Source organism: Aestuariivivens insulae, assembly GCF_022662195.1.
Classification (GTDB): Bacteria; Bacteroidota; Bacteroidia; order Flavobacteriales; family Flavobacteriaceae; genus Aestuariivivens; species Aestuariivivens insulae.
In genome coordinates this window covers 152,088-168,717 of the sequence record NZ_JAKMCS010000007.1, presented here as the reverse complement: position 1 = coordinate 168,717, position 16,630 = coordinate 152,088, and the positions used below count along the sequence as shown (strand labels likewise).

At 36.4% G+C, this 16,630-nt stretch carries 12 protein-coding genes; 2 read left to right on the top strand and 10 right to left on the bottom strand.

All coding sequences use genetic code 11. The annotated features are described in order from the left end of the window. Nucleotides 1-638: 638 nt before the first annotated feature. The 6 genes from MR062_RS10485 to MR062_RS10460 all read right to left on the bottom strand — a co-directional run bounded on the left by MR062_RS10485 (nucleotide 639) and on the right by MR062_RS10460 (nucleotide 9,668). Nucleotides 639-2,051, bottom strand: a complete 1,413-nt coding sequence (locus MR062_RS10485; protein ID WP_242204155.1) for a purine-cytosine permease family protein — start codon at nucleotides 2,049-2,051, stop codon at nucleotides 639-641. 146 nt (nucleotides 2,052-2,197) lie between these two features. Further along, entirely contained in the window at nucleotides 2,198-3,346 is a 1,149-nt protein-coding gene (locus MR062_RS10480) for an alpha-hydroxy acid oxidase (protein ID WP_242204154.1), read from the bottom strand. A gap of 4 nt (nucleotides 3,347-3,350) precedes the next feature. Beyond that, the gene (locus MR062_RS10475) at nucleotides 3,351-4,640 is read right to left on the bottom strand and encodes a class II aldolase/adducin family protein (RefSeq protein WP_242204153.1); all 1,290 of its coding nucleotides are present in this window, start codon (nucleotides 4,638-4,640) and stop codon (nucleotides 3,351-3,353) included. Nucleotides 4,641-4,687: 47 nt separating this feature from the next. Continuing rightward, nucleotides 4,688-6,073: an FGGY-family carbohydrate kinase gene (locus tag MR062_RS10470; RefSeq protein WP_242204152.1), complete on the bottom strand. Its 1,386-nt coding sequence runs from the start codon at nucleotides 6,071-6,073 to the stop codon at nucleotides 4,688-4,690. A 10-nt stretch (nucleotides 6,074-6,083) separates the two neighbouring features. Further along, the gene (locus MR062_RS10465; RefSeq protein ID WP_242204151.1) at nucleotides 6,084-7,364 is read right to left on the bottom strand and encodes a sugar isomerase; all 1,281 of its coding nucleotides are present in this window, start codon (nucleotides 7,362-7,364) and stop codon (nucleotides 6,084-6,086) included. A 198-nt stretch (nucleotides 7,365-7,562) separates the two neighbouring features. Then, entirely contained in the window at nucleotides 7,563-9,668 is a 2,106-nt protein-coding gene (locus MR062_RS10460; protein WP_242204150.1) for a bifunctional aldolase/short-chain dehydrogenase, read from the bottom strand. A gap of 302 nt (nucleotides 9,669-9,970) precedes the next feature. On the opposite strand from MR062_RS10460, the gene fbp reads away from it, so the two are divergent. Both fbp and MR062_RS10450 read left to right on the top strand, forming a co-directional pair. Beyond that, on the top strand, nucleotides 9,971-10,978 hold the full coding sequence (fbp, locus tag MR062_RS10455; protein ID WP_242204149.1) for a class 1 fructose-bisphosphatase: 1,008 nt from the start codon (nucleotides 9,971-9,973) through the stop codon (nucleotides 10,976-10,978). Between the two features lie 153 nt (nucleotides 10,979-11,131). Then, nucleotides 11,132-12,172, top strand: coding sequence for a GntR family transcriptional regulator (locus MR062_RS10450; protein ID WP_242204148.1), 1,041 nt, complete (start codon nucleotides 11,132-11,134; stop codon nucleotides 12,170-12,172). Between the two features lie 18 nt (nucleotides 12,173-12,190). Here the strand turns inward: MR062_RS10450 and MR062_RS10445 are convergent, their stop codons facing one another. The 4 genes from MR062_RS10445 to MR062_RS10430 all read right to left on the bottom strand — a co-directional run bounded on the left by MR062_RS10445 (nucleotide 12,191) and on the right by MR062_RS10430 (nucleotide 16,575). Beyond that, the gene (locus tag MR062_RS10445; protein WP_242204147.1) at nucleotides 12,191-13,273 is read right to left on the bottom strand and encodes a lactonase family protein; all 1,083 of its coding nucleotides are present in this window, start codon (nucleotides 13,271-13,273) and stop codon (nucleotides 12,191-12,193) included. Between the two features lie 92 nt (nucleotides 13,274-13,365). Further along, nucleotides 13,366-14,790 (bottom strand): sulfatase, encoded by a 1,425-nt coding sequence (locus MR062_RS10440; protein WP_242204146.1) that lies wholly within the window; start codon nucleotides 14,788-14,790, stop codon nucleotides 13,366-13,368. A 41-nt stretch (nucleotides 14,791-14,831) separates the two neighbouring features. After that, nucleotides 14,832-16,325 carry a sulfatase gene (locus MR062_RS10435; RefSeq protein WP_242204145.1) on the bottom strand — a complete coding sequence of 498 codons (1,494 nt, stop codon included), beginning with the start codon at nucleotides 16,323-16,325 and terminating at the stop codon, nucleotides 14,832-14,834. A gap of 10 nt (nucleotides 16,326-16,335) precedes the next feature. Beyond that, the gene (locus MR062_RS10430; RefSeq protein WP_242204144.1) at nucleotides 16,336-16,575 is read right to left on the bottom strand and encodes a hypothetical protein; all 240 of its coding nucleotides are present in this window, start codon (nucleotides 16,573-16,575) and stop codon (nucleotides 16,336-16,338) included. Between the last annotated feature and the right edge of the window lie 55 nt (nucleotides 16,576-16,630).

Genomic DNA, 16,630 nt, shown 5'->3' with positions numbered 1-16,630 from the left:
CGAACCACGTTCTCATCCCTTATATTAACTACACCTTTAGTGTAAATCTTTGCAATTGTTGACCGATGTGTTGACCGATTTAGATTTTATATTGATTTTCGTCTTAAGCAAATTTAAAAATATTATTTTGATATACCTGACAAAGTAAGTTATATTGAAATAATCGACAGGATACAAACCTGTCTCAACTAGCTTATCTTTATGGCTCTATACCTTCCTTACAAAATGTGTTAACCGATTTATTGAAGGTTAATTTAATAGCAATTAGACTGATTTATCCTTCGGTGTAAAAAAAATTATTTAATGATGGTTTCCCAAAATAGTAGAATCAATAATCAGGGGGACGGGTTTTTCATAATAAACATTACCCTATGATATTAAAAAATATTACACCTTATATCCTTTAAGCAGGACATCAATTAAGACATCAACAAAAGCAATTTGCGCCTTCTACTATTATACTAAAATATACAAAAAAATATAAATTAAACTCGCTAAACATATTCATATTCCTCTTTGTATTCATTTATTGAAAATTCAAACACTTTGAATTTCTACTCAAAATTATAGACAAGTTAAAAGAAAAATTAAAACGGTATTCGGTAGATAAGAGTTCTAAAAACCACATCCTGGATTAATCAAACTTTTTTTTGAAATATTTTACTAAAAATCAAGAAAAGCACACCACACATTAGCCATGCCGGAAGGGTAACAAATGATAAGAATACATTAAATTGGATCGATATAAAATAGAATATTCCAAAACTAATGACCCATGCCCAAAATACTGATTTGTTGAACGAAAGTTTAGCAACATCAGCATAATTTTTTACAATACCAGCTTTTTTATAAAAGAAATGCTCAAATACGATAATCGCTCCAAACGGTGCCAATATAAAACCATATAGTGCTACAAATCCCAAAAGCTTCATTGCAAAGGCAGGGAATAAACCAGCAATAGTGGCAACAGTTCCCGCCAAAATGGTAACTTTTACCGTTGACAATTTAGGTAAAATCGCCTGAAATGCTAAACCAGCCCTATATATAGTGGGATTTGCAGTTGTCCAACCGGCCAAAACCACAGCAATTATCCCTAAAACACCTATGGCATTATGAGCCAATGGACCAGGGGCTACCGGAGGTGCTTCGCCACTACTCAAAATGGCCTGTGCCTCAGGTGATTTTAAATACACAGCATATAATAAAGCAGCTGCTATCCACGCCATATAATGCCCAACATACATTCCTGCTGCCGTTGCCCAACCAGCCTTGGCTTCTTTAGCAAATCTAAAAACGGATAAATCCGACATTCCTATATGCATTGCGGCATTGGCAAACCAAGACCAAATTACAACATGCCAAAAGGTAAATTTTATTTGCCCAGGAAATGGTTCTGAGCCCTCTCCCCAAAGATCCCAAAATTCAGATAAACTTGAAACGCCCAACTGATTTAAAGCAACAATTCCACAAGCTACAAATGCAATCACTATCACAGGAGACATCCAATTTGCCGCTTTAGAAACTGTATCATATCCTCTAGCAGCGATTATGGATATTACAGCTCCAATTATTATGACTATGACAATCCAAGTAATTCCGTTGGGCATTGTATCGGTAAGTTTTGGCATGGGCATATCAAAAGGTATACCAACGGCTGTTGCTGAAACCGTAATCATAGCTCCTGCCAAAAAACAGAATAAAACACCATTTGCCAAATTATATCCTGTTACTAATTTTTTACCACAAATTTTTTCTAATTGATAATAAAGGGTCAACCTATTTTTAACTGCAATTTCAGCAGTTAAAAACCTCCAACTAAGTACTGCCAATAAATTACCCAATAACAAACCAACTATTAAATCGAAAGCACTCACACCTGCAGTTAAAAACAAAGGCCCAATCATAAACTCTGTTCCAGCAGCATGTTCTCCAGCATACATTCCAATAAAACTTTTCCAGCCTTTAAGCTTCGATTGAGGAACTGGCACCCTTTCGAATTCTCCTCCAGACATTTCTTCTAAAATATCCTCTTCATGGTGATATTGTGTCATATTTAAATTTTAACTTGTTTAAGACTTATAATAAAGCCATAAAGTAGCTTTATAAAATACCATTTATACCTACTAAAGTATATGGTTAAAAATAATAGTCCATCCTGTACTGTATGGTCTCGATTCCTAAAAATCCGTCAAAAAAACTATTCCGCCAAATGCTCTGGAAAATCAGTTGTCTTTTCACAACATAGTTGTTCCATAACTTGCTGTAGTTCTGTTTTTAACAAGGATATGGTATGATTTCCGCCTTTTTTACCAAGGGCAGAAACACCATACATGAAGGAACGTCCCATAAAGGTGAATTTTGCACCACAGGCCATTGCTCTGGCCACATCAGGCCCCGAACGAATACCACTATCCATCATTACTTCTATCTGATCTCCATATTTTTTTACAATAGTTGGTAGAGGCTTAATAGTAGACTGCCCTGCATCCAATTGACGACCACCATGATTGGAAACAATAATACCATCTATTCCCAATCGAATGGCCTCTTCTGTATCATATTCCGACGCAACTCCTTTTAGCACCAACTTACCTTTCCACATATCCCTTATGGGTTTGATTTTTTCTTCATTTAGACGTCCACTAAAGGTCTCATCCATAAATTTACCAAGCTGTTTTAAGTCCAATCCCTTTGGCATATAAGGCTTCAAAGTTTCGAAATTGGGCTGTCCATATTTTAAAGTTTGGAACGCCCAATGAGGTCTTCCGAATACCTGTAAAATATTGCTCAGGGTCATTTTAGGAGGCATCGCCAAGCCATTTCTTATGTCCCTAGGCCTGAAACCAAACGTTGGAACATCACATAAAATAACCAATACAGGGCATCCAGCGACTTCGGCCCTCTTAATAATGTGGTCTCTTAATCTCTCCTCTGTGGGGTGATATAACTGGAACCATGACTTACCCTCGGTTATTTCACTGGCACGCTCTATACTTGTGGTAGTAACCGTACTAAGAATAAAGGGAATATTGTGTTCAAAAGCTGCTTGAGCTAAAATTTCTGGAGAATTAGGCCACATTAGTCCTTGAAGTCCAACAGGAGCGATTCCGAAAGGTGCATCATATTCTATGCCAAATAATTTAGTCTTTAAGGAAGACCCATGATGCTTTCTTAAATAATTTGGTTTTAATTGCACTTCTCTTAATTCGGCAGTATTTCTTATCAAATTAACATCTTCATTACAACCACCATCCAAATATTCAAAGGCAAATTTTGGTATTTTTTTTTGAGCTTTAACTCTTAAGTCATCTATCGACGGATAGCGTGTATCAAATTTTATTGCCATAACTTTAACTAAGGAACTTTTTTCTTAAATCTTCTACCTGGTCGTCATTGATAGGTACCATTTCACCTAAGGAATTTCCAAGAACAATGGATTTTGCACTAAACTCAGCCACTTCCAAATAATCAAAAGTCTGAAGGAGTTTGTCTCCTGTAATGATAACAGAATCATTTTCTATGATAAGGGCTGTAGGGCAATCATCTACAATTAAAGAATTATTATTGTTTTTGAAATGAGTACCGTATTTTACAGCTTTTATATCCTGTAAAAAGATCCAACTCTCTGGAATTGTACGCACATTTAAATAACTTTTGGTAACCCCGAAAGCCATTAAATAAGGGGATTGTGTCATAATAATGGAGTTCACCTTTGGATTACGATTGTAAATTTCCTGATGAATCCATGCCGCCCTACTTGGTAATTTTCCAGCCTCTCTTTGTCCTCTTTTGATCTGAACAATGTCATCCACATCCATATCCCACCGGTTTATGTTTGTTGGTGTGATCAAAAAATCATTATCCTTCCATCGCATCGATACAGTACCATAGGAACTTATCATTAGCCCTTGTTGACAAGAACGTTGTACAATCTTGCATATCTCTAGACGCTTTTCTACTTCATCTGAAGGGTATGCCGTTTCTTTCATTTCCGGCAAGACACCAGTTGCCTGTGATTCAAATTCATCAATCTGATCATCGCTTAGGTAATTGGGGGTTCCTATTTGAGACCCATATAAAATCGTTCTTGCGCAGAATTCCAAAGCCTCGAAACGTTCAAAGGCATCCGTTAGATCACTGCCTCCCAGTACCGTACCATGATTTTCCATAATTATGGCCTTGTACCCTTTTTTAAATTCATCGGCTATAACATCACCTAAATCCTCACTCCCTGGCAACCTATATCTCGCATATCCTATTGGACCACAGATATGTTTTGCCTGAGAAATAATATTAGTATTGGGTATTTGGCGAACAATACTGAACGACACTAAAGCTGGTGGATGAGCATGAATAACAGATCTGATATCCGGTCTTGACTCATAAATAGCTCTGTGAAATGGAAACTCCGATGATGGCCTGTGCTTCCCTAAGACGGTTCCATCTCTTTTAACACAGATTATATCTGAGGCCCGTAATGACCCCTTGTCTATGGCCGATGGTGTAACCCATATATCTCCGTTATTATCTAGAATTGATATATTACCTCCAGAGGTAGTTGTCATTCCGCGTTTATAAATCCTACTGATAATCTCAGTAATTTGATCTCTTGGATGTATCAATGTTATACTTTTGGACATTTTAAAAATTTATTACTGAGGCTTAAAGCCTTGATTATAAGACAATCCTATTCAACTTCACCACTTACAATAAAAGGCACATGCTTTTTAAGGGCATAATTCTTTTTTAAAAATTTTGAGTTGAGTTTATTGTCAGAAATTGAAATAGCTGCTCCTAAAGCCGACCCCAACGATGCATCTGTAGTGCTCAATTTTTTTCCCCTGAAGTAATGGGACAAGAGCTTAATATAAATATCATTGTCACTAAAACCACCATCCACATATATCCTTTCAATACCATTATCTCCTATGGTGTCCTTAATACATTTTACCTGCAACATCACAAGTTCGATCATTAATTGATGATAGGCATGCTCATATTTTTGGTATACCATTTGGGTTTTCTTAGGCATATTAGCATCTGAGATACTCTCCCAATGGAAACAATATTTAAAATCTTTGATGATCTCTAGATAGATATCATAATCAAATTTTACCGAACGGTGAAAATCACCATCAACACCAAAAAGTCTGTCAAGTTTTGACACTTGAAGTTTATATTCGTTCCCTAAAAACATACGGGTTGCCTTAACAGGTTTTCCATTTATTCTCATATAGTTTAAAGAATCTTTGTTATCAACACCCTCTGAAAGAGAGTCCACTGCAAATGGATTAAAAACAACGCTCCACGTGCCCGTAGACACCAATACAAATTTCTTTTTAATACTTCTAACGTAGGGCAACAGTGCTGCTGAACTATCGTGAATACCAACACCAATTTTTATACGATTACCATTGTAATTCATATTGATGCTGGTCTCGGTAGAAACTATTGGCGGCAATATTTCATCGAGCCCCTCATTGTAGACCCAACTGTGGTAGTCCTTTTTGCAATAATCCCAGAGTGCTGTATGACACCCTATACTGGTATATTCACTTAAGGGGATCCCTGTAAACACATAACTTAAATATTGTGGTAGGTGTAATGAATACCTTATTTTTTTATATACTTCCGGTTTCTCATTCTTTAGCCAGAAGAGTTGCAACCCAGAATTCAACATACTTAAATCTGCACAACCAGTCGTTTTAAGAAATTCCTCTTTGGGGCCGTACTTTTCAAAAAAAGCATTGACTACCTTATCATCTAAAGGCTTTGTATAGTTATATAGCGGCGTTAAAACCCTTCCGTTTTCATCTATATGCACAAAACTGGCACCATAGGTTGAAAAGTTTATGGCCTTTACAATGAATTTTTTCTCCTCCAAGATCCTATCGAACACCCCTTTTAACCATTCTTTTAAGGCTGGAAGGTTTTCGGTTGGATGTCCATCCTCATCCTGTATTTCATCAAATGAAATATATTCCTTGTGAACCTCTTTGAAGTCTTTGTCAAACAGGAAAAACTTTTTATTTGTCTTCCCAATATCAAAAACCGCTGTTACTTTCTGTTTCATGTCAAATGCTCTATAGACCGGTAGCCACAGTGTTTTTCCCTCGTTCAGCAATCAATCCACCTCTTATGTCCAAAGCACGATAAGCGTGTATAGGATTTAACGCTCCCCCTCTACTTAAACGGGCCTTTTCCAATAAGGGCCTAACATCTGTTCTATACGCCCCTTGTAAAATTTCCTGGCATTTTACAACATCGTTGTTTGTTTGAGCGACTCTTAACTCGTCTTGGTCTATCAAAAGTGCCTTGGCATAGGCCTCCTGAATGGCCTCTAAAGATTGAATTAAGTCTTCTAAGGGATCCTTCACATTATGACTTGCATCTATCATCCATGCCAGATCAGGGTTTTGCGGATTGTTCTGCATGCCATAAACCAACTCATTGAATATTAAGAATAGGGCATAAGGTTTAATACTACCAACAGTTAAATCGTCGTCACCATACTTACTGTCATTAAAATGGAATCCTCCTAGTTTACCTCTCAGCATTAAAATGGAAACAATCTGTTCTATGTTAGAGTTCGGTAAATGATGCCCTAAATCCACTAAGGTATATGCTTTATCACCACAGGCATTGGCCAACATAAATGAGGTTCCCCAATCTTGAATAACGGTACTATAAAAGTTTGGTTCGTAAGGCTTGTACTCTATAAGCATTGACCAATCGTTGGGCAATCTTTTATAAATAGCCTTTAAGCTGTCTTCTGTATTTTGTAAGGCTGTTTGAAAGTTATTCTGCCCAGGAAAGCAAGAACCATCTGCCAACCAAACCGTTAAACTTTTGGACCCTAATTTATCGCCAATATTAATAACATCTAGATTATGCTGAATGGCCTGATCCCTTACTGCTTGGCTAACATTGCTCAAGGAACCGTATTTATAACTTTCAATAGCATCCTTTTGATCCTGAAATGTATTTGAATTAACAGAGTCAAACTTAATATCCAAACTATTGGCCTTTTCTTTAATAGCGGCATAGTCTGAGGGAATATCCCAAGGAATATGCAACGAAACTGCTCCTGCTGTTTGGGTTAAGCTATGAATAACACCTATATCCTCTATTTTTTGTTCTAAGCTTGACGGTTCCCCATAAAACGAGAATCTCCCAAATCGTGTCCCTCCAGCTCCCAAGGCCCAACTTGGTATAGCAACCTGAAAGTCGGCCAATTTTGACACTATCCCAGAAACATCATGCCCTAAATTGTTTAGTTTATTTGCCAAAAAATCGTAGTTTTCCTCATGGCTTTTTAAATAGTGTGTGTTACAATCGACTATCTGTTCTTTTTGAATTTTCATTCCTTTAAATTTTTAATGATTATCAGTTAGGTGAAATGTTGCCTTTATTCACCTTCTGTTAGTTCGTTAATTAACCATATGTGACCATATTACATTATTAAGCCAACTTAGAAAAGAAACTCCCATAAAATTATAATAAAGTTATGGAAGTTTTCTTTTACAACTAACTAAACCAAACTATTCTTACCCTATTACATATCATCTCACAAATGCATTAGCCATCCCACCATCAACATTAATAATATTTCCTGTTGTTTTATCCAAAACTCCTACACAGGCAAAAACGCCATTTGCAATATCTTCTGGATATATAATTTCATTTAATAAATTTCTTTTTGCGTAGTGCGCCGGTAATTCCTCTACGGTAATACCATAGGCTTTCGCTCTACCAGCTGCCCAATCGCCTTCCCATATCTTGCTTCCAACAATAACCCCATCTGGGTTTACCGTATTCACTCTAATATGGTCTTTTCCTAACTCGGCGGCCAATAAACGGGTCATGTGTTGCTGTGCAGCTTTTGCAGTTCCATAGGCCACATTATTAGGCCCAGATACCAATCCGTTTTTACTGGCAATGGAAATATAATCGCCCCCCAGCCCTTGTTTGCGCATTATTGCGACACCTTGCTTGGCTAGGTCGAACTGACCCTTTACTAGAATGTTTTGCAAAATATTCCAATCCTTATCTGTAGTTTCTTCTAATGGTTTAGAAATGGCCAATCCAGCACTGTGCACTATAATATCGACACCTCCAAATTCAACACATGCTTTTTTATATGCTGCTGAAATAGACTCTGTATTGGTCACATCGCAAACGGCATAAGTTGAAACGTCTCTTTTGTAGGTTGCATTGGCCTTTATTAGTCTATCTTCTGCAATATCTGTCAACACCACATTGGCTCCTTCCTCTGCTAATTTATCGGCAATGGCTTTCCCTATTCCGCCTCCTGCACCAGTAATTAAAGCTACTTTGCGCGACAGTGGTTTTTCCTTGGGCATACGCTGTAATTTAGCTTCTTCCAGTAACCAGTATTCTATATCGAAAGCTTCTTGTCTAGGCAAGGACGTATAGGCACTAATTGCCTCTGCCCCGCGCATAACATTAATAGCGTTAATATAAAACTCACTTGCTACACGCGTGGTCTGCTTGTTTTTGGCAAAACTGAACATCCCTACTCCTGGATAGATTATTATAACAGGGTTAGGATCACGCATGGCCGGACTGTTATCTCTCTTACAAGTATTGTAATAACCTTCGTATTCTTGCCTATAGGCTTCAAATGCCGGTTCCAATTTCTTTAAAACAGCTTCAGAATCCGATAAATCTTCGTCTTTATCCAAGTCCAATACCAATGGTTGGATTTTAGTCCTTAGGAAGTGATCCGGGCAAGAAGTCCCCATTGGAGCCAACCTTTCAATGTCGTTACTGTTAATGTATTCCATTACCACATCGGTATCTGAGAAATGACCGATCATTCTATTTTCCGAAGAACACAAACCTCTTAAGAGTGGCATTAATTGAGCAGCTTTTTCCTGACGCTCTTCTTTTGGTAGACTTTGTACCTTTTGGCCACCAAAAACGCTTCCTTTTTCAGCAATCTTGTCATCGATATACTGGGATGCCATTTCAATTACTTCCAAACTATTAACATAGCACTCATAGGAAGTATCGCCCCAGGTAAACAAACCATGGCTCCCTAAAACAATTCCTCTAATACCAGGGTTTTCAGCTAGGCATTTTTCCAATTGCAATCCTAGGTCAAACCCTGGACGCTGCCATGGCACCCATCCCATGGTGTCTCCCCAAATCTCTTTAGTTACTTTCTCACTGTCCTCAGCAGCAGCTACTGCGATAAGTGCATCGGGATGTAAATGATCGATATGGGCAAAAGGTAATAAACCATGTAATGGCGTATCAATGGAAGGTGCTTTACTTTCCAAATCAAAAATACAATGGTTAAATAGACCAACCATACGATCTTCGTCATGAAGCCCTTGATATACGTTTTTTAAATCCCTTAATCTACCAGTATACAAACCAGCAATACCAGAACGCGTCAAGGTACCTATATCACCTCCAGAACCTTTAACCCACATGACCTCAACCTCTTCATTGGTCAAGGGATCCTTCTCAATGGTCTTACAGCTGGTATTTCCCCCGCCATAGTTTGTAATTCTAAGGTCTGCACCCAGAATATTTGATCTGTATAAAAATAAATCTACTTGATTATCACCAAGAGATGCTGCTTTTCCATCATCCCAAAGATAATCTACGTATTTAAAACGCTTTTCAATATTCTCCATGTTACATTAATATAAATTATAACATCAAAAATATATACCAAAACATACTTTTCTATCCTGTACTGTATGGTATAGTATATTATTTATTTTTTCGAATGAAAATTTGAACCAAACAATCCTTTCAACAACAATTGAATTACATTTCAAATGTACTTCTAAAACTTATGCTTTTTTAACAAAACCCCTTTAAGTTGGAGCATACTTAAAGCAACAGGACAGCACAGGATTAAGTACCCGCTCGTAAAACCTATTTTAGATGCTTAAAATTATGGAAGGCAATTCCAATATAATATAAAACAACAATGGACAAGAGTCATAAAACCTTAGGTGAATTTATAATTGACAACCAAAAGCATTTTAAATATTCATCTGGAGAACTGTCAAGTTTAATCAATTCCATTCGATTAGCAGCCAAAATTGTTAATCACAAGGTTAACAAAGCGGGTTTAATAGATATCTTAGGTGCGTCAGGAGACACAAATATTCAAGGTGAAGAACAACAAAAATTAGATATTTATGCCCATGATGTTTTCATGTCTGCCCTAATAAACAGGGAAATTGTTTGTGGAATAGCCAGTGAAGAAGAGGATGATTTTATAACCGTTAAAGGAAAACACCATAACAATGACAATAAATATGTTGTACTAATAGACCCATTAGACGGATCTTCTAATATTGATGTCAATGTATCAGTTGGAACAGTTTTCTCAATTTACAGAAGAATAACCCCTTTAGGAATGCCAGTAAAAATAGAGGATTTTTTACAAAAAGGAAGTGAGCAAGTTGCCGCTGGGTATATCGTATATGGTACTTCAACTATGCTAGTTTATACGACTGGATATGGTGTAAACGGTTTTACGCTGAACCCTGCTCTAGGGACCTTTTATTTATCTCACCCAAATATGGAATTTCCTAAGGACGGGAATATTTTCTCTATTAATGAAGGTAATTACTCCCATTTTCCACAAGGCGTTAAAGATTATATTAAATACTGTCAAGCCGAAGAAAACGATAGACCTTATTCTTTTAGGTACATAGGCTCTATGGTTTCAGATTTCCATAGAAATATGATAAAAGGGGGAATATATATTTATCCCACGAGTTCCAAATCCCCAAAAGGCAAGCTTCGTTTATTATATGAATGTAATCCTATAGCTTTTATTACAGAACAAGCTGGAGGTAAAGCCACAGATGGGTTTAATAGGATTTTGGACATACAACCTACCGAACTACATCAAAGGGTTCCCTTTTTTTGCGGCAGCCTAAATATGGTAAAAAAAGCGGAGTCTTTTATGAAAAAATATCCTTAAGTTAAATGTATTTATACAATTATTGCGCAGATAAATACATTTTGCAAACACAACTATTTTGAATCATTTATTCTACTTTTCGCTCATATTAACTATCTTAAACCTTTAAATTTTGAGTTATATAGACCTCACTAAAAAATAGATATTATGGAAATGATGAAGTTCATAAAGATTGATGAAAATTCCAGGGTGCCCAAATACCAACAAATCATAGATGAAATTATTCATAATATTTCCATTGGCAATCTTACAATGGACCAAAAAATTCCGTCGATAAACATGTTTAGTGAGGAGTTCTATTTATCGCGGGATACAGTGGAAAAAGCCTATAGCATTCTAAAAGAACGAAATATCATTACTTCAATTAGAGGTAAAGGGTTTTACATTTCAAGGACCAAGTTGATTTCTAAAGTAAACATTCTATTTTTGGTAAATAAGCTAAGCTCATATAAGCTAAGAACCTACAACCATTTTATAAATAGTATTGGGGCAAATTCGCATACAGATTTACATGTTTATCACTGTGACGAGACTCTATTTTTGAATTTATTGGATAAAAACAAAGCTGCATATGATTATTACATCGTAATGCCCCATTTTAAAACAGAAGATTTAAGACATCAGAGTTTTACTGACAAGGTACTTGATGCATTGTGCAAGTTACCACAAGAAAAATTAGTACTTTTAGACAATAGTAAACCCATTTTTAGCGGTAAAACTTCCGAAATATACCAGGATTTTGAAAATGATATTTATTTCGCATTGACAGAAGCTCTTCCCAAAATCACAAAATACAACAAGATCATGTTGATTTATCCTGAAAAGGCTGTTTATCCATATCCTGGGAGAATCTTACACGGATTTAGAAAGTTTTGTGTAGAGCACAAACTGGATTTTGAAATATTGAATGAAGTGTATGACGATATGATTTTGAAAAAGGGAGACCTCTTTATTACTATAGAAGAGGCAGACTTGGTTAACTTGGTTAAACAGGTGAGAGAGGATGAATTTAAACTTGGAAAAGAAATTGGCATTATCTCCTATAATGATACTCCTTTAAAAGAATTACTAGGCATAACTGTAATCTCAACTGATTTTAAAGTGATGGGAGAAACAGCGGCCCAAATGATATTAAACAAATCTAAAGGAAAATTTAAAGTACCTTTTAACTTTATAGATAGAGAGTCCCTTTAAATAAACATCTCTTAATTATTAATTTTTGGTATAGGTGTGCATTTGCAAACTTGAAGGACTCATTAGTTGAATTTCCTGTTCTAATTTAGAGAGTTTCCCCGTTTTTATATTTCGTTTGAAAATCACAATATTATTTGAATCTTGATTTGCTACTAAGAGATATTTTCCAGACGGATCAATAGTAAAATTTCTGGGATGCTTCCCATAGGTTGGCTCATGGTCAATCAAATGTAACTTTCCAGATACTTGGTTAATTGCGAATATGGATATACTGTCTTCTTCTGGACCTCTGTTTGATGCATACAAAAAGTTGCCATCAGGAGAAATATGTATATCTGCAGCCCTATAAATTTCCTGTTCATTACTGTAGGATTGATAATCTTCCATAAAACCTAAATTGCCACTATCGTAACTGAAGGCCGTTATTTTTCCACTCAACTCCGAAATACTGTAGCCAAATTTACAGTTGGGATGAAACACAAAATGCCTAGGGCCACTACCTGGTTTCATTTTAATTTGCTTTTCATTCTGAAGAAATGTTTCTCCCCTATCTGTTATTACAAAATCAAAACCACGTATTTTATCGGCTCCAAGGTCATGGGCAAACAAATATTGGTTATCTGGTGAAAAATTAGAAGAATGGATATGTGCTTTATTTTGACGCCCCTCTATAATGCTACTATCCTTGAACCTCAAAATCTGTACACATTCATTAAGGCTCCCATCCGTACTTATTTTAAAAACACTTAAACTGGGATCGGTATAGTTTGAGTTTACCAAAATTTCACCTTTAGTGTCAATCTCAAGATGGACAGGGTTTCTGCCTCCGCAATCTTGATTATTTATAAATTTCAGTTTGCCGTTTATCGAATCCACTGAAAACGCAGCTACCATTCCATGATATTGCATCTGGCTTTCAACTACCGAATATAGATATTTCCCATTTGGCGAAAGCTTTAAAAAAGAGGTATTCGTAATACTATCTAAAACGAATTTTAGGGCACTCTCACCCGTTTCATTATTGAACGCAAAAACGTGAATACCTGCCCCTGGTTCTTTATTGGTAAAACTGCCTACAAAAAGCAGGGTTGTTTTATCCATTCTTTTTTGACAACTTAAACTACCTATTATAATCAATAAAACCAGAACTCTCTTTATCCTTTCAGTTTTCATTTTTCGCCTTTCTGAACTTATTAGTTATTAGCATTTAAAAAACCTTCACCCCATTTGGCCCTAAGCTCCTCAGCAAGCTCACCTACTATTTCTTGATATTCTGGTTTTTCGGCTAAATTATTTAATTCTAAAGGGTCTGTTTTATGGTCGAATAACATGCGAGCATAAGCTACGCCATCGTCCTTGGTCCACTCGGTATAGAACAAATCGCCTTTAATTAGGGTAACCATATCTTTAAATTTAGATACACCCCAATCCTTTTGTGGAGTTTCTCCATTTATAACTGGTACAAAACTTTGCCCCTCAACAGTTTCAGGAACATCCAACCCAACCAATTCTGCCAAACTAGGATAAATATCAATATATTCGGTAATGGCATTTGTTTTTTTCCCATTGGTTTTACCTGGTACTTTTATGATTAATGGTGTTCTAAGGACTGTTTCAAAAGTAACGTGCTTACACCATAATTTATGATCTCCTAAATTCCATCCATGATCGCCCCACAAAATCACGATTGTATCCTCTTCCAATTCTAGGCGTTTTAACTCATTTAAAACCAATCCTATTTGTGCATCAACATAGCTCACACAGGCATAATAGCCATGAATCATTTCTTTAGCCATATCTTCTGGCACATCACCTTTTTTAGGGATATTACCATATTTACGTAATTCCCCAAATTTATGAAAGGCCTCTTTAGGTGTCGTTTTTGGTTGCACATAGCTTTCAGGAAGCTCAATAGTACTTCTATCGTACAAATCCCAATACTTTTTGGGTGCATTGAATGGTAAATGTGGTTTCATAAAACCAAGAGCCAGAAAAAATGGTTGGTTTCCTTCTTTTAGTTTTTGTAAATCTTCTATCCCTTTTTTAGCAATTTTGCCGTCAAAATAAGCACCGTCTTCAACAGCCATATTTTCAAAAGGGGGTCCATAACCTGTTGCTATTGCTTGCTCTGAACTTTCGGTTAATTGATAGTCTCTTATATTTCCTTTAGGAAACCATCTCGAATCCCAAGCAGCATTATCGTCTTTACCACCATGGTATATTTTACCTGTTGATATTGTTTTATATCCATTCTGTTTTAAAAGCATGGGCAAAGACACTGCCTCTGGATAATCATGGTCTTTTTCTGCTTTCGCATCAATAAAGCGATGACGTGTTGGTCTTGCGCCAGTAAGCAAACTGGCTCTTGAAGCGCCACAAACAGGCACATTACAGTAGGCTCTGTTAAACACCAAACTTTCTCTGGCCAATTTATCTAAATTGGGAGACTGGATATGATTGGCGCCATAGAAATTCAATTCTGGACGTAAATCGTCAACGGCGATAAATAAAATGTTTTTGGGTTTTGTTTCTTGTGATACCTTCGATAGATTTTTTTCATTTTTACAAGACACTAAAGCAAAAAGACAAATAACAGTATAGCTAATTATTTTAAGCATGGTTTAATTCTTATTTTTTACAATTGATAGACTATATCTTTTTATTCTAAACTAGTTCTAGCTTTTTGCTCAACAAAATAAGGTTGAAACGTGTATTTCGATTTTTCATCCCATTTTACATTTGTAGTAGGTAATAATTGTTTTAACTCCTCAATTTTTTCTTTGTATTCCTCATTACCTGCAACATTCGTCCACTCGTTAGGGTCTTTGCTATGGTCATATAATTCTTCTGTACCGTCTTCGTATTGAATATATCTAAAATGATTTGTTCTCACGGCGTGATTATTCATTCCGTAAGTTGTTAATGCATATGATTCCTCAATGCCATCATTGTTGGTCATCATTGACACTAAACTTTTACCCTCATTTCTATCGTAGGCATTAAGTCCACTTAACTCTAATAATGTTGGATAAATAGATAACATTTCAACAGGTGCATCCACTTTTTTACCTTTTGGCAAATTGGGTGCCGCAAACATTAGGGGTGCTTTTGTGGCAGTTTCCCAAAGAGCATGTTTGGCAAAAGTCCCTTTTTCTCCCAAACGATAGCCGTGATCTGACCATAGTACAATAATTGTATTGTTTGCATATTTGCTATTTTCTAAAACGTCCAAAATACGCCCCAACTCATAATCTACAAAACTGATACATGCTAAATATGCTTGTACTATTTTTTTCCATTCACCAGTTTCAATAGCCCAATCTGTGGATGGCATCATAGGCAAATCATTAATTTGCAATCCAACACCTGGGATATCACTTAAATCATCTACTTTATAGGGTGGCGTTTGAATTTCTTCTAACGGATATAAATCGAACCACTTTTGCGGCACATACAAAGGCACATGCACACGTAAAAACCCAACACCCAAAAAGAATGGTTTATCGTAATCGCGTTGCAAACGGTCAATCGCCCAATTTGCAGAAGCATGGTCGGGCATCAAGCTATCATTTTCAGGAAATGCACCCCAGTCTGTACTCGTTCTACCATGCACGTCTTTAATACCTTTTCCATAGCCATCCCAAACAAAACGTTTTTTGGGCAATGGCCCAAAGCCTCTAACACGTCCTCCAGATTCATGAAATACACTATCGGGAGCATGATTATGAAACAACTTACCAATACCCATAGTGTGGTATCCATTATTTCCAAAATAATCGGGTAAAAAGGTAATATCTTTTGTTGCGGGGTTTCCATTTCTTCTTACGTCATTATCATGTGCCATTCCGTAAATACCGGTGTTTGATGGTCGTAACCCCGTCATTATTGAGGCTCTTGAAGGCCCGCAAAGTGGGGCTTGTACATGCGCGTTACTAAAGGTAACTCCCATACTTGCCAACCGGTCAAAATTTGGTGTTTTTACATTTGAAAAGTTATCTATTGGTCCAATCATATTGTTCAAATCATCTACGGCTATAAACAATACATTTGGTTTTGTTTGTTCCTCGAAAACCCCTTGCTCCTGAGATGATTTGGATTTACAAGAACTGATAAACAAGCCAATTACAGCCACTAAATAGACATGCTTTTTCATGATAATATTATTATTTATTTAATGTTTTATAAAACTTTTGAAGCGTGTAAAACGCCTTTTTCTTATTTCCTGTTTCTGAAATTAAGCCTTTTCTGTTCCAGCCATTTTGATATGGAATTAAAGTACGTCTTGGCGACCTAAAATCAACTAAAGTCCATGGTGTAATACCACTAATTCCTGGGATTTTAGCCAATATTGGTAAGGTTTCTTCATATAAAAGCTCCTGAAATTCTTCACTCCATCGGGTCATGTTATCTGCATGATAGCCTTGAAGTGCACCTGCACCAAACTCTGAAATAATGACT